Origin of the sequence: Photobacterium sp. NCIMB 13483 (genome assembly GCF_003025475.1) — a bacterium.
Classification (GTDB): Bacteria; Pseudomonadota; Gammaproteobacteria; order Enterobacterales; family Vibrionaceae; genus Photobacterium; species Photobacterium piscicola.
Genome location: NZ_PYLV01000003.1, coordinates 1 through 19,764 on the forward strand (window position 1 = coordinate 1; position 19,764 = coordinate 19,764).

Below are 19,764 nucleotides of genomic sequence, written 5' to 3' on the forward strand. Positions count from 1 at the left end.
GCAGAAAGCTTTGTACTACCAGAAAGGCAGGAAAGAAGTTATCCAAGGGCAGTAAAGAAAAGGCCTAGTCGCTATGCGACTAGGCCTTCAAGGAAGCGTAAATTATCTTAATTCACATGCATTAAGCCATTAGCTCGCTTTTTTATTTATTAACAGATAATTAAAATCTATTTAGTGATTGTCTACGTTTAACAAATCACCTTTTGCCGCTTTAAGATACTGTACCATTGACCAGTAAGTTAACACCATTGCAATATATAGTGATGCATAACCTAGCCATACAACGTATTGATGCGGATGCCATAGTAATAGTAATAAGGCAAACATTTGTGATGCTGTTTTTACTTTACCAACCCATGAAACGGCAACACTTGCACGTTTACCTAGTTCAGCCATCCACTCTCGTAATGCTGAAATAATAATTTCACGGCCAATCATAGTAATAGCAGGAACAGTTACCCATAAAGTATGATAATGCTCAACCACTAGCACCATTGCAGTTACAACCATTAATTTATCAGCGACGGGATCAATAAACGCACCAAAACGTGTCGTTTGATTAAGCTTACGCGCAAGATAACCATCAAACCAATCTGTTACACCTGCTACCCAAAAGATTAACGCAGTAGCAAACGCCGACCATTCATAAGGTAAATAAAAGGCAATAACGAAAAATGGAATAAGAATGAGCCGGATAAAACTTAAAATATTTGGGATTGATAAACGCATAATTTTATTCTTATGTTCAAGATCTGGGCCTAACATACAATCTAGACTACTCTAAAAAAGTAAAAGAGTGTGCCTTTTCTGTAAATTTAACCAATAAAGTACTGTAGCAATGATGACCTTCAAAGCGACAGACTAACCATGTTGCAATGCATCGACTATTTTTTCCGCTAAAGCCAAGCTGATACCAGGTACTTTAGCAATTTCTTCTTTACTCGCTTTTTTCAGTTCTTGCATTCCACCCATATATTTTAATAAAGCCTGACGCCGTTTAGGTCCAACTCCCTCGACATCTTCGAGAGTACTACGTTTTCTTACTTTTGCTCTCTGGGCACGGTGGCCACTGATTGCATGATCATGACTTTCATCACGAATATGTTGTATTAAATGTAACGCGGGAGAATCGCTTGGCATAGAAAATTCTTCACCGGTGACGAAAATTAACGTCTCTAACCCAGGTTTTCGCGTCGTTCCCTTTGCAACACCCACTAACATTGGTCGTTTTGGCCAATCAGCGATATAAGGTTTTACAACATCATACGCTCTTGAGAGTTGACCTCTACCCCCATCAATGAAAATTATGTCTGGAATTTTATCTAATTCCATGTTTTTACTATACCTACGCTCTAATACTTGCGCCATAGCTGCGTAATCATCACCTCCCGTTATACCCGTAATATTATAACGGCGATATTCTTGCTTTAACGGGCCTTCATGATTAAAGACAACACAAGATGCCACGGTTTTTTCACCCATGGTATGACTAATATCAAAACATTCCATTCGAGAGATAGGTTTTAAGTTTAATGCTTGTTGCAACGCAAAGAAACGCTCTTGAATTGTCATTCGATGATTTAATTTACTGGTTAACGCGGTTTCTGCATTCGTTTGTGCTAATTGTAGATATTTTGCTCGTGTTCCACGCGGATGATACTTAATCGTAATTTTACGACCAGCAAGTTCAGACAAAGCAGTTAAAATAGCCTCACTATCATCCCCAAGTTCTTCACTTAATAAAATAAGGCTCGGTATGACACGACCTTCAGCTTGATTAAAATAAAACTGGGTAACAAAACTTGATAGCACTTCGGTTAACGATGCATCAACGGGCATTTTAGGGAAATAACTACGACTACCTAAAATCTTCCCCTGACGAATATACAAACCATGAATACACGCCATACCGTTTTGATGTGCAATACCAATAACGTCTAAATCATCTTCATTATCTTGACTAACAAATTGTTGCTCTTGAATTCGACGTAGAGCTTGAATCTGATCGCGATATATAGCTGCCCGTTCAAAATCAAGCGCCATACTCGCCTGCTCCATTTTTTCCACCATGGTATTGATCACTTGTCGATCTTTACCTTGAAGAAATAAACGTACCCATTGCACTTGCTGTTGATAATCATCATCAGAGATTAATCCAGCGACACAAGGACCAGAGCAACGACCGATTTGATACATTAAACAAGGACGACTACGATTAGCGTAAACAGAATCTTCACATTGACGAATTGGAAATATTTTCTGCATCAAGTGCAAACTGTCACGCACGGCAGAAACATCAGGATAAGGACCGAAATATTCACCTTTGCGACGTTTAACACCACGATGAATAGATAAACGAGGATGTTTACTGGCACTTAACAAAATATAAGGATAAGACTTATCATCACGTAACAAGACATTATATTTAGGTAAATACTGTTTGATATAATTGTGTTCAAGGATCAATGCTTCAGTTTCAGTGTGAGTCACTGTTACATCGACTTTACAAATATTTTTAACTAACGCGCGTGTTTTTTCGCCAGCAACATTGGTTCGAAAATAACTTGATAAGCGTTTTTTGAGATCTTTCGCCTTACCAACATAGATCACTTCACCGCTGGCGTCATACATACGGTAGACGCCAGGTTGGTGAGTTACCGTTTTGAGAAAACTTTGCGCATCAAAAACGGTATCATCGACATGATTAGACACTATAGCGTCTCAGTATCAAGCATGCCGTGACGAATCGCTAGATGTGTTAACTCAACATCACCACTAATATTTAACTTATTAAATAAACGATAACGGTAACTATTTACAGTTTTAGGACTTAAACTTAATTGCTCAGATATATCAGTAACTTTTTGTCCTTTAGTGATCATCATCATGATCTGTAATTCACGCTCAGACAGCTCTTTAAATGGGTTTTCTGAATCTGGCGCGAACTGACTTAAAGCCATTTGTTGGGCAATTTCAGAAGAAATATATCGCTGACCACTATTAACCATACGAATAGCATTCACCATTTCATCAGGCCCAGCTCCCTTGGTTAAATAACCCGAGGCACCGGCTTGCATAACTTTTGTTGGGAATGGATTTTCAGTATGTACGGTTAATACAATAATTTTAATCTCAGGATTGAAGCGTAATATTTTACGAGTAGCTTCAAGACCACCAATACCTGGCATATTCATATCCATAAGAATAATGTCGGCATGATTACTACGACACCATTTTACGGCATCCTCACCACTGACGGCTTCCCCTACCACTTTAATACCACGGACATCTTCAAGAAGACGTCGGATCCCTGTGCGAACCAGTTCGTGATCATCTACAAGGAATACATTAATCAAGCTGTATCTCCAATATGATTTGGCTCTGCACCCTGCCACTATGGCGGGACAGCTAACTCACTAATACTTATAATTCTACCTCAACTTAACCATGAACCTCATACTGATTCTGTGTATCAGCGCAAAGTTTCACATAAAGTTAAGGCTTGACAGTTTACGGTTACCTATTTTTTACGCGCTGTAAAATAATGACCGTTGTTCGATTATTGTCTATTTTATAATAAAAATAAAGCCCCAAAAAATACCTATGTCTAGATGTGGACAATACAATGATAAAAAATAACCAAATCAGTAAGATATAACAATCTATTAACCTTATTTTGATAAGGTTAATTAATGCTGATTAATCCTTAGCCGTCTAGATGTAAAGCGTTCCTTTCCGAGAAAGATTACGTTATCATAGCGCCGCTTTTGGTTTCACATTCTATATATACGACGTTTTCACATTAAAAAGACTTACACCGCTCTTGCTTAATAATGGATTATTAATGCGGAGTTACCACCAATGATAGTGATTACTATCACGGTACTCTGCTGATTGGCTTGGTCTATCTAATCTGTAATACGATGATTATAACCATTAGTATCTATTATCCAATTATTGCATTGCATCGATGACAGCGTGTCTCGATGACTGAGTTAACAAGGTTAAGTTATGAGTCTTTCTGCTAAAACAGTTGTTGTTATTGCAATTGGTGCAGCCCTATATGGTATTGGTGGTTTACCTATGTTTGGTATTCCTATCTTTGCTAACACCACGCTTAAACCTGCGATGGCAGTCTTAGCCTTATTCGCCGTTCTCTTTGGGCCTTTAGTTGGCTTTCTTGTCGGTATTATAGGTCACTGGGTGACAGACCTTTTTGCTGGCTGGGGTGTATGGTTTACATGGGAACTGGGCTCAGGCATTGTTGGCTTAATTATTGGTCTTTACCCGATGCTCACCCGTGGCCGTTTAGAGATGGGACGTTTTTCTAATCTAGATTTTAGTCTCTTTGTCGCTCTAGCCTTTGTTGCCAATGTTGTAGGTTATGGCTGCTCCGCCTTTCTTGATGCCATCCTCTATGCCGAACCCTTTACTAAGGTATTAGTGCAATTAGTTATTATTGCGCTTAGTAATACCGTTATTATCGCCGTTGTTGGTCATTTAATCCTAACGTCAGTGGCTAAACGTAAGCAGCAAAGCTTCAACTTAAAAGAGGCTTACTAATAATGAGTATCGTCTTTAACAACTTTTCGTTTAAATATTGGGCACTTGAAAACCCGACTCTAAAAAATATTAACCTAACAATTAATAAAGGCGAAAAGATTGCCATTATTGGTCCAAGTGGTTGTGGAAAATCAACATTAGGCCAATGCCTTAATGGGCTTATTCCTCATGCGATCAAAGGTGACTGTAGTGGTGAGCTTTACATTAATGGTAAAAATACTCGTCAGCTAGATCTGGATCACTGCACCAGTATGGTCGGTACTGTATTACAAGATACCGATGGTCAATTTGTAGGATTAAGTGTGGGGGAAGATATTGCCTTTGCACTTGAAAACCAAATGATTCCACAGCAACAAATGCGCGAAATTGTACAAGCAACGGCTGACATGGTCGACTTAAACAGCATTTTATACCACTCTCCTTTTGATTTAAGTGGCGGCCAAAAACAGCGGGTTTCACTTGCTGGCGTGATGGTTGATGACGTTGATATTTTGTTATTTGATGAACCTTTAGCAAGCCTTGATCCTAAAACAGGCAAAGCTGCGATTGAAATCATTGATAACCTCCATAAAGATTCAAACAAAACGGTAATCATCATTGAACACCGTTTGGAAGATGTATTACATCGCCCAATTGATCGTATTATTATGATGGAGCGTGGTGAAATTATTGCTGATATGACACCCGATGAGCTATTGGCTAGCCCATTACTGCAACAACATGGTATTCGTGAGCCACTCTATATCTCTGCAATAAAAGCGGCTGGCTGTACAATCACAGCTGAAGATAAACCCGCTTATTTTTCAACCATTAAACTTGATAAATTTAAGCCTCAAATTGAGTCGTGGTTTCATCAAGTTAAGCTCGCCCCAGTAGAGCCAGAAAAAGATGTTCTATTGAGCATTAAAAACCTCAGTTACTCTTATGATGGTGTTCGCAATACGCTAGATGATGTTAGCTTTGATATCCACAAAGGCGAGTTTGTTGCCATTATGGGGAAAAATGGCTCTGGTAAATCGACTATCACTCGTTTAATCATGGGTGTATTAGAAGCAGATTGCGGTACTATTTCTCTCAATGGTAACGATTTAGCTAATCAATCTATTTTTGAGCGTAGCCAGCACATTGGTGTGGTGATGCAAAACCCTAATCATATGATCTCACACCATATGATTTTTGATGAAGTCGCATCAGGCCTACGTAACCGTGGCATGGATGAAGCGCAGATTAAAATCAAAGTAGAAGCAACCCTCAAATTATGTGGTCTTGGTCGCTATCATCACTGGCCTATTGATGCATTAAGCTTTGGCCAAAAAAAACGCGTTACTATTGCGACAATGTTAGTCCTTGAACCAGACTTGTTGATCTTAGATGAGCCAACTGCGGGACAAGATTATCATCACTACGCGGCTATGATGACATTTATTCAAGAACTTAATCAAACACTAGGGCTCACCATTGTGATTATTTCGCATGATATGCACTTAGTCCTTGAATATACTCAACGCGCAGTTGTTATTGCCGACAATCGCTTATTAGCTGACGATAAAGTTAATCATATTTTTAGCCAACCAACATTATTAGATCAAGCAAACTTAACGGTTACGAGCTTATACTCATTGGCTCAAGCTATTGGTATTGAAAATATTGATCAATTTATTCGCTGTTTTATCGCCCACGAACTAAAAAATAAATAACCATGAAAAGCAAACATTTAAAATTTGGCATTAGTTATGTCAACACCCACTCTTGGTTACATGCCCTAAACGGTATTACCAAGTTTGTGTTATTTATGGCATGGGTAACAATGGTGCTAATCACCTTTGATCTACGCGTTATTTGCGGATTAATTATCGTGGGTTTATTGCTACTTAAAGCCACTAAAATTCCATTTGCTGTCTATAAACCATTATTAGTTGGTACTGCTGTGGTGTTATTAATGAATGCATTGTTTATGTTTTTGATTGCCCCTCAACAAGGCACTGACTACATGCATTCAACAACCGTCCTAGTACACCTTTTTGGACACTACAATATTACTCTTGAAACTGTGTTCTATTTACTAACGGTTACGCTTAAATATTTCAGTATGTTTCCCATTGCGTTGGTATTTGTTTTTACGACCCATCCAACAGAGTTTTCTGCCAGTTTAAATAAACTAGGTGTACCTTATCGTATTGCTTACGCCGTAAGCCTCACTTTGCGTTATTTACCTGAAGTAATGAAAGATTTCACCAATATCATGCATGCTCAACAAGCACGTGGCGTGGATATTTCAAAAAAAGCGCCAGTCATGACACGTATTCGTAATGTTGCCAAAATTCTTGGGCCACTGATTTTTTCAAGTTTAGATCGCGCGGATGTGATCTCCAATGCAATGACACTGCGTGGTTTTGGACGCAATAAAAAGCGTACTTGGTATAGCTTAAAACCAATGACAAAAAATGATGCTATTGCGTTAATAATTATTGCCCTTGTACTTGGATTTGGCATTCTGCATCGTTATCAATCTGCAACGTTATTTTGGTATCCTTTTCATTAAGACGGCTTCTAAAGCATAATGAAAAACCGTCATTTATTGGCGGTTTTTTCGTTTAACCCCCTGTAACTATTAACTTCATTTGATTATTCCCATCACTATTTTCATTTCATCTCTTCTTAGCAATATTACCCAATTTCTCAAATCATAAGAAAAGTAGTTTTTTACTTATTGTCAGTCCATTAATTAAACCGTACTTTAAATTAACAAAAAACAAACTTAACGCTTACTAGTCAAACAACCAGTCGCGTTTTTATAACTAAAAATCATTAAAAAACACAACAAACATACTCATAAATACAAAAACAGCATAAATGCCATGGTGATAAAGAAAATAACAATTATCACTCTGTAATAATCATTAAAAGGATTTTAAAATGAAACTACTCGCTATTATTAGTGCCTTCGGCGGAATACTTTGCTCAAGTTTTGCAACCGCAGCCGATAGCTTTATCTCGATCGGCACAGGGGGTCAAACGGGAGTTTATTACATTGCCGGCCAATCTATTTGTCGATTTGTGAACCGCACTACAGATACTCACCACATCAAATGTAATGCGCCAACCAGTGGCGGTGGCGTTGCTAATGTAAATGGCCTTCGCAGTCACGAATACAATTTTGGCATCATGCAGTCTGATCATCAGTTTAAAGCACTCAATGGCTTATCTCCTTTTCAAGATCATGGCAAAATGTCTGATATTCGTGCAGTTTTCTCTCTACAAAGTGAAGTATTTACCATTCTTGCTCGTGAAGATTCAGGAATTAAAACCTTTGATGATTTAAAAAATAAACGCGTAAACTTAGGCAATCCAGGTTCAGGACAACGTGATACGTTTGAGCAGATTTTAACGGTTAAAAATTGGAATAGTGATATTTTCAGTCTGGTTTCTGATCTCAAACCAGCCGAACAAGCGCCTGCAATGAGTGATAATAAAATTGATGCGATGAGCTACTTTGTTGGTCACCCAAACGGCGCGATTCAAGAAGCTTCTACCACAACAGATACCCGTTTAATTGCGGTTACAGGCCCTGAGATTGATGCACTATTAAAAGAAAAGAGCTATTTCACAAAAGCGATTATTCCTGGTGGCATGTACCGTGGTAATCCTAATGATACTGTTTCAATTGGAGGTAAAGCGGTGTTATCAACCAACGCTGACACTGATCCTGAAATGGTGTACCAATTGGTGAAGTCAGTCTTTACTAATATCGATCGCTTCAAACGCCTGCATCCTGCTTTTGCGGAACTCAAAGAAACTGACATGATAAAAGCAGGCTTAACCGCTCCACTGCACGATGGCGCTATTCGCTACTACAAAGAACGTGGCTGGATGTAACTTCACCACCAAGCGAGATAATTCTTCTATCTCGCTTACCCTTCTTTTATTAATGAAAATAGACAGCAAATTATCGTTTTAATTGTGCTCCCTGTTTTCATTAGTACCAACTTGTAAGTGAATACATATGGCTCAACATAATCTAATATCCGATAATCCACTTTCGACAGAAGATCTGATTGCGAAAGATGTCGGTGCACGTTTACCGACTGGCATTATGGCAAAAGTAATTACTTTGCTCGCAATTTCATGGTCACTATTTCAATTGTGGATCGCATCCCCGCTGCCTTTTATTATTGGTATTGGGGTTTTTAATGACACCGAAACCCGTGCCATTCATTTAGCCTTTGCGCTTATTCTCGCTTTTTTAGTTTTTCCAGCACGCCAGTCTTCCGCAACCGATCGAGTTCCCTACAGTGATATCGCTTTAGGGATGATTGCGGCAGCCACTTCATTGTATTTGTTTGTCATGTACCATGAATTAGCCCAACGCCCTGGCAGCTTAACCCAACTTGATCTTGTAGTGGCTTGTATTGGTTTACCATTATTATTAGAAGCCGCTCGACGAGTGTTAGGCCCTGCATTGCCTCTTATTGCACTAGGTTTTATTGGGTATAGTTTTGCAGGTCCTTGGATGCCAGGGCTACTTGCTCATCGCGGAGTGCAATTTGCTTCTCTTGCGAACCATCAGTGGATCACTACCGAAGGTGTATTTGGAATCGCACTAGGGGTATCCACCAGCTTTGTTTTTTTGTTTGTGCTATTTGGCGCTTTACTTGAGCGTGCAGGTGCTGGACATTATTTTATTCAATTAGCCTTTAGTTTATTAGGACACCTTCGTGGTGGGCCAGCAAAAGCCGCAGTAGTTGCATCAGGGCTAACTGGATTAATATCTGGATCATCAATAGCTAATGTTGTCACAACGGGCACATTTACTATTCCAATGATGCGCAAAGTCGGGTTTAGCAAGGAAAAAGCGGGCGCAATAGAAGTAGCTTCATCAGTAAATGGGCAGATTATGCCGCCAGTTATGGGCGCAGCAGCTTTCTTAATGGTGGAATATGTCGGCATTCCTTATATCGATATTATTAAGCATGCCTTTTTGCCTGCGGCTATTTCATACATTACTTTGCTTTATATTGTTCACTTAGAAGCCCTAAAACTGGGAATGACCGCAATTAATCCTAAACAACATAAGCCATGGCTAGTACGCTTAACCAGCTTTAGCTTTGGTTGTTTGTTAATCAGTGGATTTTCGTTAGCAATCTATTATGGCTTAGGATGGATCAAACCATTATTAGGTAATTATGCAGCTTATGCCATTGGCGGTTTACTAATTACGGTTTATCTCTGTTTATTAAAAGTGGCAGCCACTCATCCACCATTACCCACAGATGATCCTGATGCGCCATTAGATGAATTACCAGAAACACGCAGTGTCTTATTAGCAGGGTTACATTTTATCTTACCGGTTGTGGTCTTAGTGTGGTGTTTAATGGTCGAGCGTTTATCTCCAGGGTTATCCGCTTTTTGGGGCTCGGTGATGCTGGTTGGTATTATCATCACTCAACGTCCGCTACTGAGCTTATTACGTAAAGACGGCTATCATTATGGTGATTTCAATGATGGTAAAAATGATCTGATTGAAGCTTTAATTGCAGGCTCACGCAATATGATAGGAATAGGTATCGCCACTGCTACCGCGGGTATTATTGTGGGTGCGGTTTCTCAAACCGGAGTCGGATTAATTTTAGCTGATTTGGTTGAGATGCTATCAATGGGTAATTTAATGCTGATGCTAATTTTATCAGCACTATTAAGCCTTATTCTTGGAATGGGGCTACCCACTACGGCTAACTATATTGTTGTTTCAAGCTTATTAGCACCAGTGATAGTGACACTTGGTCAGCAAAATGGCTTAATTGTACCGTTAATCGCTGTACATTTATTTGTGTTCTACTTTGGCATTATGGCCGATGTAACTCCTCCAGTTGGGTTAGCCTCATTTGCCGCTGCCGCCGTATCAAAAGGCGATCCAATAAAAACCGGGATCACAGCGTTTTATTACAGCTTACGTACTGCTGCATTACCGTTTTTGTTTATCTTTAATACTGATTTATTATTGATCGATGTCACTGTGAGTCATGGCATTATTATCTTCATTATTGCGACTATTGCGATGCTTATTTTTGCGATGGCAACCCAAGGTTGGTTTATTACGCGTAATCGTTGGTATGAAAATATCGCATTATTATTGATCTCCTTTACTCTATTTCGTCCCGGTTTTTGGCAAGACTTAATAGTGGATCCTTTTCAAAATATTGCGCCAACACACTTAATAAAAACTCTTGATACTCTACCTACAGGTGATGTTATTCGAATGCGAATTGCAGGTGAAGATGCGATTGGTAAACACCGAGAGTTTAGCGTGTTATTTACCGTTCCTAAGGGGGATACTGGCCAACAAAAACTAGCAAACATTGGCATTGAAACCTATCAAAGCCAAGGCAAGACATTGATTGACATGGTAACTTTTGGCAGCCCTGCCGCTAAAGAGCAATTACAATTTGATCAACAAATTCTCGATATTAGAGTTCCGGTTGAACGCTGGCGTAAAGAATGGTTGTGGTTGCCAGCGATATTATTATTTGGTGTTATTATTCAAAATCAGCGTCGACGTTTAATATCAGTACCAATAGCAAAAACACCACAAAAATCCGCTACCGTATAAACAAAAAAAGCCGATCATCTGATCGGCTTTCTATTGTCTATTTTTAAAGTATTAGATTAGCTATTTTTAGCGTGTTGTAAACGACGTTCTCTTTGGCCTTTAATCACCAAATAGATACCCACTAAAATAAATGGAATACTTAATAACTGACCGGTATTAATCACCATATCGGTTGAGTAATCCGCTTGGTGTACTTTAATAAATTCGAGTAAGAATCGTACTGTCATCACCAAGACTAAGAACCAACCCAACAGCAATCCTTTATACTTACCGATATCGGTTTTTCTATATAAAGCAAATAATAAGAAGAATATTGCTAAGTAAGAAAAGCCTTCATAAAGCATAACTGGATGACGTGGTATTAAATCAACACGTTCAAACACAACCGCCCATGGCAAATTACTTGGGGTGCCTAAGATTTCCGAGTTAAAGAAATTACCAAAACGGACAAAGAAACCAAATAATGCCGTTGCTATTGCTAATCGGTCAAGAAGCCACATACGGTCAATAGCATACTTTTTACTGTAATAGTAAACCGCAATAATTAAACCTAAGCCGCCACCATGACTAGCAAGTCCACCTTCCCACACAGCAAAGATTTTCGCTGGATGTGCCCAGTAGTAATCTGGATCATAGAACACTACATGAAATAATCGAGCGCCAACAATGATACCGACAACGGCATACATAAGTAATGAATCTAAGCTTTCAATTGGCTTATTTTCACGTTGATAAATTGACTTCATAACTTGGAAGCCAAACGTAATAGCGAGCGCAAATAGCACGCCATACCAATGTATCTTTAAACCAAAGAATGACACTAGTATTGGATTAACATCCCAAACAAAATGATTCAAACAAGATTACCTTCTGAGTGAACAATAGCCAAAAACAATAGATGCTATCGAGAATGATTACAGATTAGCAAGAAAAACCAGTGGGGTGAATAAACCGCAGCTTAATTTCTCAAACTATTTATGATAAATACGATTAATAATTCAGCAAATAAAAATCATTAAACAATATAACTAACATTTTGATGCATTATATTTGGCATTTTATGCCTTAATAACACACCACATTATAATTAATGCTTGACGTCAAATAGTAATAATTGCATATAATAACGTCTAACTTTACTTAAAGGCTTAAGATGTATATTAAACGTCTTCGCACAATTTGGATTACAAGCTTTACGCTTATAGCATTATTGCTATCAAGTGTTGCTTCCAGTGCGCCTTTAATGTCGATAAAAATGCTCAGCATGAATAATTCAATGATGGTAATGTCATCAACGATGGATTGCTGTGATGATGAATCAATGCTCGATCATCAACACCACCAAGCACAACAATCGGCAGCACATTGCGATAAAATGGGTGGCGTTGATAATTGTTGCTCTATCGCATGTTTAAGTAATATTGCTTTTCTCCCGAGCCAATTTGAAAACTTATTTCAGCCATCAAATCTGACGCTCATCGCTATAGAAAAAACACACCAATTAAATACTACCACGCCAACGTTATATCGCCCTCCAATAGCATAAATCCGTTTAATCTATTTTTACTCACGACATCATTATTGTCCGTGATAGATTAATTGTATCTTATGATCTGTATTTAATTATTTTGCAGCAGATCTAAGATCACCATAAGCCTTATTTAATTCAATGACTGTTCTAGGCCGTTATTACTTAGTTAACTGCGTAATAATAATTAGATCATCACTTATATTGTTTTATATTCGCTTATGGAAGACTGGATTACGTTATGAACGTTACAACTTCTATGCTCGTTCTGGCTATCAGTGCTAGCGCGATAACACCGGTAACACTGTTTGCGTCACCATCAACAACTGCAGCGACAAAAACACAGCAATCGCAACAATTGACACAACTGATCACTAAAGCGATTAAAAACGATGCCAATATGGCGCAAATTAGTGCTCAGCAACATGCAATGCAGGAAACCAGCTTAGGTACCAATAGCTTACCTGATCCCAAGTTAAAACTGGGTATCGGTGGTTTACCTACAGATAGTTTTTCTCTAAACACTGATCCAATGACCACATTATCAATTGGTTTAATGCAGCAATTTGACCGTGGTAACACCCTTGATTTACAGCAACAAAAAGGCGAGATTCAAGCGCAAGCTATTGGTACACAACAAGCGGTTCGTGAACTTGATATTACCAATAAAATGACCCAATTATGGTTAGAATTAGGCTATCAACAATCTGTTTATCGTACCTTACAACGTAACCACCGTCTTGTAACTGAATTAGCTAATTTCACCAAGACTAATTACGCTATCGGTAGTGGTGAAGCTCAAGACTTACTCCAAGTTAAACTGCAAGTCGTTAAGATAGAAGACAAATTACAAACAAATCTACAAACACAGCACCGTATCATGGCACAACTGTCTGAATGGCTGGGCACTGATTGGCTTACAACGCAAACAATAGTCCAAGCATCAAACCAGTTATCTTGGCAACGCCTTAACCAATTAATGCCGCGTTTAACCGCCACTAACCAACATTATTCATTACTGAAACAACATCCAATGGTGCTTATTGCCAATAGTGCTATTTCAGCTAATGAAACCCAAGTCGCCATTAGTCAACAAGCCTATAAACCTCAATTTGGTATTGAAATTATGTATGCCTCTCGCCAAGCCAATGGTATGTCAGGCAAACCAGCCTCTGATCTAGTGAGTGCCTATCTCACCATGGATTTACCGCTATTTACTGATAACCGTCAAGATCACCATTATGCGGCGGCGCAATATCAAGTAGGAGCGGCAAAATCACAACGTGATCTATTGCTCAATCAAATGAACGCCAAGGTAAATGCCTTACTGGTTGAACGTGATAATTTAAGCCAGCGCTTATCGCGTTATACAACCACCCTACTTACTCAAGCAAAAGCACGTACGCAAGCTGTTGAGCGTGGTTATCAAAATAATACGGCGCAATTTAATAATGTAATCACCGCTGCCACTGATGAACTCGCTTTAGTCATTGAACAAGCACGGGTTATTACCGACTTAAACATTACTAACAGCAATTTAGCCTCATTAGTCAATGGTTTTGATGTTCAACCACACTCGTTACAGCTTCAGCACTCAACAACCATCAATAATAACAATCAATAAGTAGGTAATATCATGACGTCACAAAATACCGTTAAAATTGCGGCTGTTGCCTTACTTATTGGTACAGCTATTGGAGTTAGTGCTACATATTATATGTCACATCATTCTGTATCGATGGACTCAAAAGCGACCACTTCAAACAGTGAACCCTTGTATTGGGTTGCTCCAATGGATCCCAATTACCAACGTGATAAACCGGGTAAATCACCAATGGGGATGGATCTCATTCCTGTTTATGCAGAAAAAGATGCTGCAAAAGAAAATGTTGCCGGTACGGTTATTATTGATGCTGCGGTTGAAAATAACTTAGGCGTAAAAACTGCTGCTGTTATTAAGCAAAAACTAACACCTAAGATCGACACTATTGGTTACGTTGATTTTGATGAAAGTCAGCTCTGGCAAACCAATATTCGAGTCAGTGGTTGGGTTCAAAAATTATACGTCAATGCTGTTGGTGAACAGGTACATAAAGGCGATGTGTTATTTACTCTTTATTCGCCTGAATTAGTCAAATCTCAGCAAGAATTACTTAATGCTTATCGCACAGGCCGTAGTGGTTTAATGCAAGGTGCCCGTGATCGTTTAGCCGCTCTTGGCGTCGACAAACAACAAATTAAACACATTATTAAAACGGGGAAAGCAACGAAGACCATTGAAGTCAAAGCTATCGCTGATGGTGTTATTGCAAGCTTAAATATTCGTGAAGGGGGCTATTTATCACCCGCACAAGCCGCTATTAGCGCTGGGCCTCTTAATGAAGTCTGGGTCAATGCTGAAATATTTGAGCGCCAAGCACATTGGATAACCACAGGTAGCAAAGCAAATATGACACTAGACGCTATTCCTGGCCAACAATGGCAAGGCAAAGTTGATTATGTTTACCCTATTTTAGATCCAAAAACGCGTACATTACGGATGCGGTTAAAGTTTGCTAATCATAATGAGCAATTAAAACCCAATATGTTCGCCAATATTACCCTCACCCCAAAAACAGAAACTGCTGTTCTCACTATTCCGACTCAAGCCGTGATTCGATCAGGCAATATGACCCGCGTTGTACTCGCTGAAGGTAATGGAAAATACCGATCAGTAAAGATCCGTATTGGTCGTGAAGCTGATAATCTCGTGGAAGTTATCGCAGGATTAACCACGGCTGATCGTATTGTCACCTCTGCACAATTTATGCTTGATTCCGAATCCAGTAAAAGTGCCGATCTCTCACGTATTAATGGTGTCGACAGTGTCGATAAAGCCACCACCGTCACTTGGGCTCAAGGAGAGATCACTGCGATCAATGCTGATCAAACAATATTAACCATCAACCACCAGCCAGTCAGTGCTTGGAATTGGCCTGCGATGACAATGGATTTTAATATTGATAAAAATATAAAAATTAAAGACTTAGTCGTTGGTCAACAGATTAAATTTGAGCTACAAAAAACAGCCGATAATCAATATAACATCATTGATTATAAAAAGCAGAAGCACAATATTGCCAATAAAGTGTGGGTAAACGGTGAGATTTCAATGTTAATGGCCGCATTTAATATGATCACGGTTAACCACCAAGCAGTACCTGAATGGAAATGGCCTGCGGGTGAAATGAATTTTACTGTCGACGATAGTATTGCATTAACTGATCTTAAACAGGGGCAATCAATTCGATTCAAGCTGGTTAAAAATGGCAGTGATTATACTCTGCAAGATATTAAGCCAATGGAGAATAAATAATGATCCCAGCTATTATTCGTTGGTCAATCAATAACCGTTTATTGGTGTTAATTGTGGCCTTATTTTTAACCATTGGTGGCTTATACAGTGTTAAAAATACTCCCGTCGATGCCCTACCGGATCTGTCTGATGTTCAAGTCATCATTAAGACCAGCTATCCAGGCCAAGCACCACAAGTGGTTGAAGATCAAGTCACTTACCCATTAACGACGGCCATGTTAGCCGTACCAGGTGCTGAAACTGTTCGAGGCTATTCTTTCTTTGGCGATTCCTATGTCTATATTATCTTTAATGATAAGACTGACATGTATTGGGCTCGCTCTCGTGTACTTGAATATTTAAGCCAAGTTGCACCTAAGTTACCCGCCAATGCAAAACCAACCTTAGGACCAGATGCGACTGGGGTTGGCTGGATTTATAGTTATGTATTACAAGATAAAACAGGTAAGCATGATTTAGCCGAATTACGTAATTTACAAGATTGGTTTCTAAAGTATGAACTTCAAACTGTTGCAGGTGTTTCTGAAGTTGCAACCGTTGGTGGCATGGTCAAACAATACCAAGTTCAAATCGATCCGTCCAAACTACGGGCCTATAACCTCACGTTACAGCAAGTAAATATGGCGATTCAAAACGGTAACCAAGAAACCGGTGCTTCCGTTATTGAAATGGCTGAAGCCGAACATATGGTGCGTACTACAGGTTATTTGACCAATATCGAGGACATAAAATCACTGCCATTAAAAGTGACCGAAAATGGTACGCCACTGTTACTCGGGGATATTGCAGATATTAACCTTGGTCCGCAAATGCGCCGAGGCATTTCTGAATTTAATGGTGAAGGTGAAGCTGTCGGTGGTGTTATTGTGATGCGCTTTGGCGAAAATGCCAGTCAAGTCATCGCCAACATCAAAACCAAACTAGCACAGTTACAACAAGGCTTACCAGCAGGTGTTGAGATTGTAGCCACTTATGATCGCTCAACATTAATTGACCATGCGGTGAAGAATCTGTGGCAAAAACTCGCAGAAGAATTCCTTGTGGTTGCCATCGTCTGTGCACTATTTCTATTCCACATTCGTTCTTCATTAGTAATAGCGATTAGCTTACCGATTGGTATTTTATCTGCTTTTATTATCATGCATTGGCAAGGTATAAATGCCAATATCATGTCACTAGGCGGTATCGCTATTGCAATCGGTGCAATGGTTGACGGTGCGATTGTAATGATAGAAAACGTGCATAAACACATTGAACGTACCCCACTTACCGATGAAAACCGTTGGCAAGTGATAGGTAAAGCGGCAGAAGAAGTCGGTACACCCTTGTTCTTCTCATTACTGATCATTACCTTAAGTTTTGTTCCCGTGTTCGCGCTCGAAGGACAAGAAGGCAAGATGTTCTCGCCATTAGCATCAACTAAAACCTACGCTATGGCAGCAGCGGCTGGTTTAGCGATTACTCTAGTCCCCGTATTAATGGGCTATTTTGTTCGCGGTAAAATTTTACCTGAACATAAAAACCCCGTGAACCGTGCTGTAATTGCACTTTACCGTCCATTATTGAATGTAAGTCTTAAGTTTCCAAAAACAATCATCGTTATTGCGCTGTGTTTAATGGCTTCTTCGTACTACCCATTAACGAAACTTGGCAGTGAATTTATTCCACCGTTAGACGAAGGTGATTTGATGTATATGCCAACCACCTATCCGGGGATCTCTATCGGTAAGGCTCGTCAGTTATTACAACAAACCAATAAACTGATTAAAACAGTCCCAGAAGTCGCTACGGTTTGGGGCAAAGTAGGTCGAGCAGATACAGCAACCGATCCTGCACCATTAACCATGATAGAAACAGTGATCCAATTCAAGCCACGAGATCAATGGCGAAAAGGTGTCACCACTGAGTCTTTACGCAAACAATTAGATCAATTGATCCAATTTCCTGGTTTAACTAACGCATGGGTAATGCCGATCAAAACCCGTATTGATATGTTAGCCACAGGTATCAAAACACCTATTGGGATCAAAATCGCAGGCCCAGATCTAAAAGTTATCGAAAAGATCGGTGCAGAACTTGAGCCTATTTTAAATAATATCAAAGGTACTACCTCGGTTTATGCCGAGCGTGTTGCAGGAGGCCGTTATATCACGGTTGATATTAATCGCCGCCAAGCAGCACGGTATGGATTAGCTATTAAAGATATTCAACAGATAGTTTCGACCGCTGTTGGTGGAATGAACGTGGGTGAAACCATTGAAGGCTTAGAACGTTATCCTATTAATGTACGTTACCCACAATCTTACCGTGATTCAGCGGTTAAATTGCAAAATCTACCGTTAATTACCCCCAATGGTGCCCGTATCGCATTGGCTGATGTTGCGGATATTCGTTACGAAGATGGACCACCAATGATCAAAACTGAAAATGCACGTCCAAATGGATGGGTTTTTGTCGATATTGATCAACGAGATTTAGGTTCTTACGTTGCCGAAGCACAACAAGTAGTTACGAAACAATTAAAACTGCCCGCAGGTTATTCATTAGCATGGTCTGGTCAGTATGAATATATGGAACGCGCAAAAGCCCGTTTGAGTATTGTTACCCCAATTACTCTTGCCATTATTATGCTGCTACTTTATTTCAGTTTCCGCCGCGTGCAAGAAGTCTTCATTATTATGGCTACCCTACCATTAGCGATGGTGGGTGGTTTATGGCTGATGTTCATGCTTGGATTTAATTTCTCAATTGCTGTTGGCGTTGGCTTTATCGCGCTCTCTGGTGTCGCGGTTGAAATTGGCGTGATTATGTTGGTGTACTTAAATCAGTCATGGGCATTTAAAAAACAGGATGCACAAGAGCAACAACGTGCATTAACCGCTGCTGATTTACAACAAGCGATCAGTGAAGGGGCTGGATTACGTGTACGCCCAGTAATGATGACAGTCTTAACCGTTATCATTGGTTTGATTCCAATAATGTATGGCTCAGGTACGGGTTCTGAAGTCATGCAACGCATTGCCGCACCTATGATTGGCGGAATGGCATCTGCACTGTTACTGACGTTATTAGTATTACCAGCCACCTTCAAGCTTTGGAAAAGTCGCGAGCTTAATACCAAGACCACAACATCATTAAATTCATCATCAATTACAAAGGAATGAGTCATGAAAAAAACACTGCTTACTTTAATACTAGCCTTAACAACCACAACAGCGATGGCTGCAATGGACCACTCAACCATGGATCACGCAGCAATGGATCATAGTGGTATGGATCATTCACAAATGGATACCACTAAAATGGACCATCAAATGATGAACATGAAAAGTATGTCTGATGTCGGCATGCCAGCCCTAGGTTCAAAACCGAATAAAGTAGTTTATGTCACCCTTAGTGATGATATGACGATCACCCTTAAAAAAGCCACTGATATTCAACCTAATGATGTGGTGCAATTTGTGGTGATGAATACAGGAAAAATGACGCATGAATTTTCAATTGGCTCACCACAAGAACAAGCACAATCTCGACAAATGGGGAAAGGTCACCATACAGAGAATGGCAATGCAGTAATGGTCGCACCAGGAAAAGCCAAACAAGTATTATGGCACTTCCATGGCAGTAACAAGATAGAATTTGCTTGTAATATGGAAGGACATGCCACCGCAGGTATGACCCAAACCATCACGTTATAAGCCGTTATTAAAA

14 protein-coding genes are annotated in these 19,764 nt (G+C 39.6%); 10 read left to right on the forward strand and 4 right to left on the reverse strand.

Translation table 11 applies throughout. The features are described 5' to 3' along the window. Window positions 1-171 precede the first annotated feature (171 nt). The 3 genes from pgsA to uvrY all read right to left on the reverse strand — a co-directional run bounded on the left by pgsA (window position 172) and on the right by uvrY (window position 3,356). Complete coding sequence (gene pgsA / locus C9I86_RS03720; RefSeq protein WP_107275776.1) at window positions 172-729, reverse strand: CDP-diacylglycerol--glycerol-3-phosphate 3-phosphatidyltransferase; 558 nt, start codon at window positions 727-729, stop codon at window positions 172-174. A gap of 132 nt (window positions 730-861) precedes the next feature. Beyond that, entirely contained in the window at window positions 862-2,712 is a 1,851-nt protein-coding gene (uvrC, locus tag C9I86_RS03725) for an excinuclease ABC subunit UvrC (protein ID WP_080157736.1), read from the reverse strand. Continuing rightward, complete coding sequence (uvrY, locus tag C9I86_RS03730; protein WP_080157737.1) at window positions 2,712-3,356, reverse strand: UvrY/SirA/GacA family response regulator transcription factor; 645 nt, start codon at window positions 3,354-3,356, stop codon at window positions 2,712-2,714. Before uvrY ends, uvrC begins: the two co-directional genes overlap by 1 nt. A gap of 655 nt (window positions 3,357-4,011) precedes the next feature. Between uvrY and C9I86_RS03735 the strand changes: the two genes are divergently transcribed. From C9I86_RS03735 to C9I86_RS03755, 5 genes are all read left to right on the forward strand, one after another. Then, window positions 4,012-4,563, forward strand: a complete 552-nt coding sequence (locus C9I86_RS03735) for an ECF-type riboflavin transporter substrate-binding protein (RefSeq protein WP_080157738.1) — start codon at window positions 4,012-4,014, stop codon at window positions 4,561-4,563. Window positions 4,564-4,565: 2 nt separating this feature from the next. Continuing rightward, entirely contained in the window at window positions 4,566-6,260 is a 1,695-nt protein-coding gene (locus C9I86_RS03740; RefSeq protein ID WP_107275689.1) for an ABC transporter ATP-binding protein, read from the forward strand. A gap of 2 nt (window positions 6,261-6,262) precedes the next feature. Beyond that, window positions 6,263-7,105: an energy-coupling factor transporter transmembrane protein EcfT gene (locus tag C9I86_RS03745; protein WP_080157740.1), complete on the forward strand. Its 843-nt coding sequence runs from the start codon at window positions 6,263-6,265 to the stop codon at window positions 7,103-7,105. A 374-nt stretch (window positions 7,106-7,479) separates the two neighbouring features. Continuing rightward, window positions 7,480-8,439, forward strand: coding sequence for a TAXI family TRAP transporter solute-binding subunit (locus C9I86_RS03750; protein ID WP_107275690.1), 960 nt, complete (start codon window positions 7,480-7,482; stop codon window positions 8,437-8,439). Window positions 8,440-8,566: 127 nt separating this feature from the next. After that, the gene (locus tag C9I86_RS03755; RefSeq protein ID WP_199190739.1) at window positions 8,567-11,170 is read left to right on the forward strand and encodes a TRAP transporter permease; all 2,604 of its coding nucleotides are present in this window, start codon (window positions 8,567-8,569) and stop codon (window positions 11,168-11,170) included. 56 nt (window positions 11,171-11,226) lie between these two features. Here C9I86_RS03755 and lgt read toward each other — a convergent pair whose 3' ends face one another. Next, window positions 11,227-12,027, reverse strand: coding sequence for a prolipoprotein diacylglyceryl transferase (gene lgt / locus C9I86_RS03760; RefSeq protein WP_080157742.1), 801 nt, complete (start codon window positions 12,025-12,027; stop codon window positions 11,227-11,229). Between the two features lie 296 nt (window positions 12,028-12,323). On the opposite strand from lgt, the gene C9I86_RS03765 reads away from it, so the two are divergent. The 5 genes from C9I86_RS03765 (at window position 12,324) to C9I86_RS03785 (ending at window position 19,751) form a co-directional block, all read left to right on the forward strand. Continuing rightward, window positions 12,324-12,716 carry a hypothetical protein gene (locus C9I86_RS03765; RefSeq protein ID WP_080157743.1) on the forward strand — a complete coding sequence of 131 codons (393 nt, stop codon included), beginning with the start codon at window positions 12,324-12,326 and terminating at the stop codon, window positions 12,714-12,716. Window positions 12,717-12,939: 223 nt separating this feature from the next. Next, window positions 12,940-14,322, forward strand: coding sequence for a TolC family protein (locus C9I86_RS03770; RefSeq protein WP_107275691.1), 1,383 nt, complete (start codon window positions 12,940-12,942; stop codon window positions 14,320-14,322). Window positions 14,323-14,334: 12 nt separating this feature from the next. After that, complete coding sequence (locus C9I86_RS03775) at window positions 14,335-16,053, forward strand: efflux RND transporter periplasmic adaptor subunit (RefSeq protein ID WP_107275692.1); 1,719 nt, start codon at window positions 14,335-14,337, stop codon at window positions 16,051-16,053. Next, the gene (locus C9I86_RS03780; RefSeq protein ID WP_107275693.1) at window positions 16,053-19,217 is read left to right on the forward strand and encodes an efflux RND transporter permease subunit; all 3,165 of its coding nucleotides are present in this window, start codon (window positions 16,053-16,055) and stop codon (window positions 19,215-19,217) included. The genes C9I86_RS03775 and C9I86_RS03780 overlap by 1 nt, the downstream gene beginning before the upstream one ends. 3 nt (window positions 19,218-19,220) lie before the next feature. Then, window positions 19,221-19,751, forward strand: a complete 531-nt coding sequence (locus C9I86_RS03785; protein WP_080157747.1) for a copper-binding protein — start codon at window positions 19,221-19,223, stop codon at window positions 19,749-19,751. The last annotated feature ends 13 nt before the right edge of the window (window positions 19,752-19,764 follow it).

Coding starts and splice junctions, on each gene's coding strand:
- pgsA (WP_107275776.1), bottom strand. CDS start 729: ATGCGTTTATCAATCCCAAATATTTTAAGTTTTATCCGGCTCATTCTT.
- C9I86_RS03735 (WP_080157738.1), top strand. CDS start 4,012: ATGAGTCTTTCTGCTAAAACAGTTGTTGTTATTGCAATTGGTGCAGCC.
- C9I86_RS03740 (WP_107275689.1), top strand. CDS start 4,566: ATGAGTATCGTCTTTAACAACTTTTCGTTTAAATATTGGGCACTTGAA.
- C9I86_RS03745 (WP_080157740.1), top strand. CDS start 6,263: ATGAAAAGCAAACATTTAAAATTTGGCATTAGTTATGTCAACACCCAC.
- C9I86_RS03750 (WP_107275690.1), top strand. CDS start 7,480: ATGAAACTACTCGCTATTATTAGTGCCTTCGGCGGAATACTTTGCTCA.
- C9I86_RS03755 (WP_199190739.1), top strand. CDS start 8,567: ATGGCTCAACATAATCTAATATCCGATAATCCACTTTCGACAGAAGAT.
- C9I86_RS03765 (WP_080157743.1), top strand. CDS start 12,324: ATGTATATTAAACGTCTTCGCACAATTTGGATTACAAGCTTTACGCTT.
- C9I86_RS03770 (WP_107275691.1), top strand. CDS start 12,940: ATGAACGTTACAACTTCTATGCTCGTTCTGGCTATCAGTGCTAGCGCG.
- C9I86_RS03775 (WP_107275692.1), top strand. CDS start 14,335: ATGACGTCACAAAATACCGTTAAAATTGCGGCTGTTGCCTTACTTATT.
- C9I86_RS03780 (WP_107275693.1), top strand. CDS start 16,053: ATGATCCCAGCTATTATTCGTTGGTCAATCAATAACCGTTTATTGGTG.
- C9I86_RS03785 (WP_080157747.1), top strand. CDS start 19,221: ATGAAAAAAACACTGCTTACTTTAATACTAGCCTTAACAACCACAACA.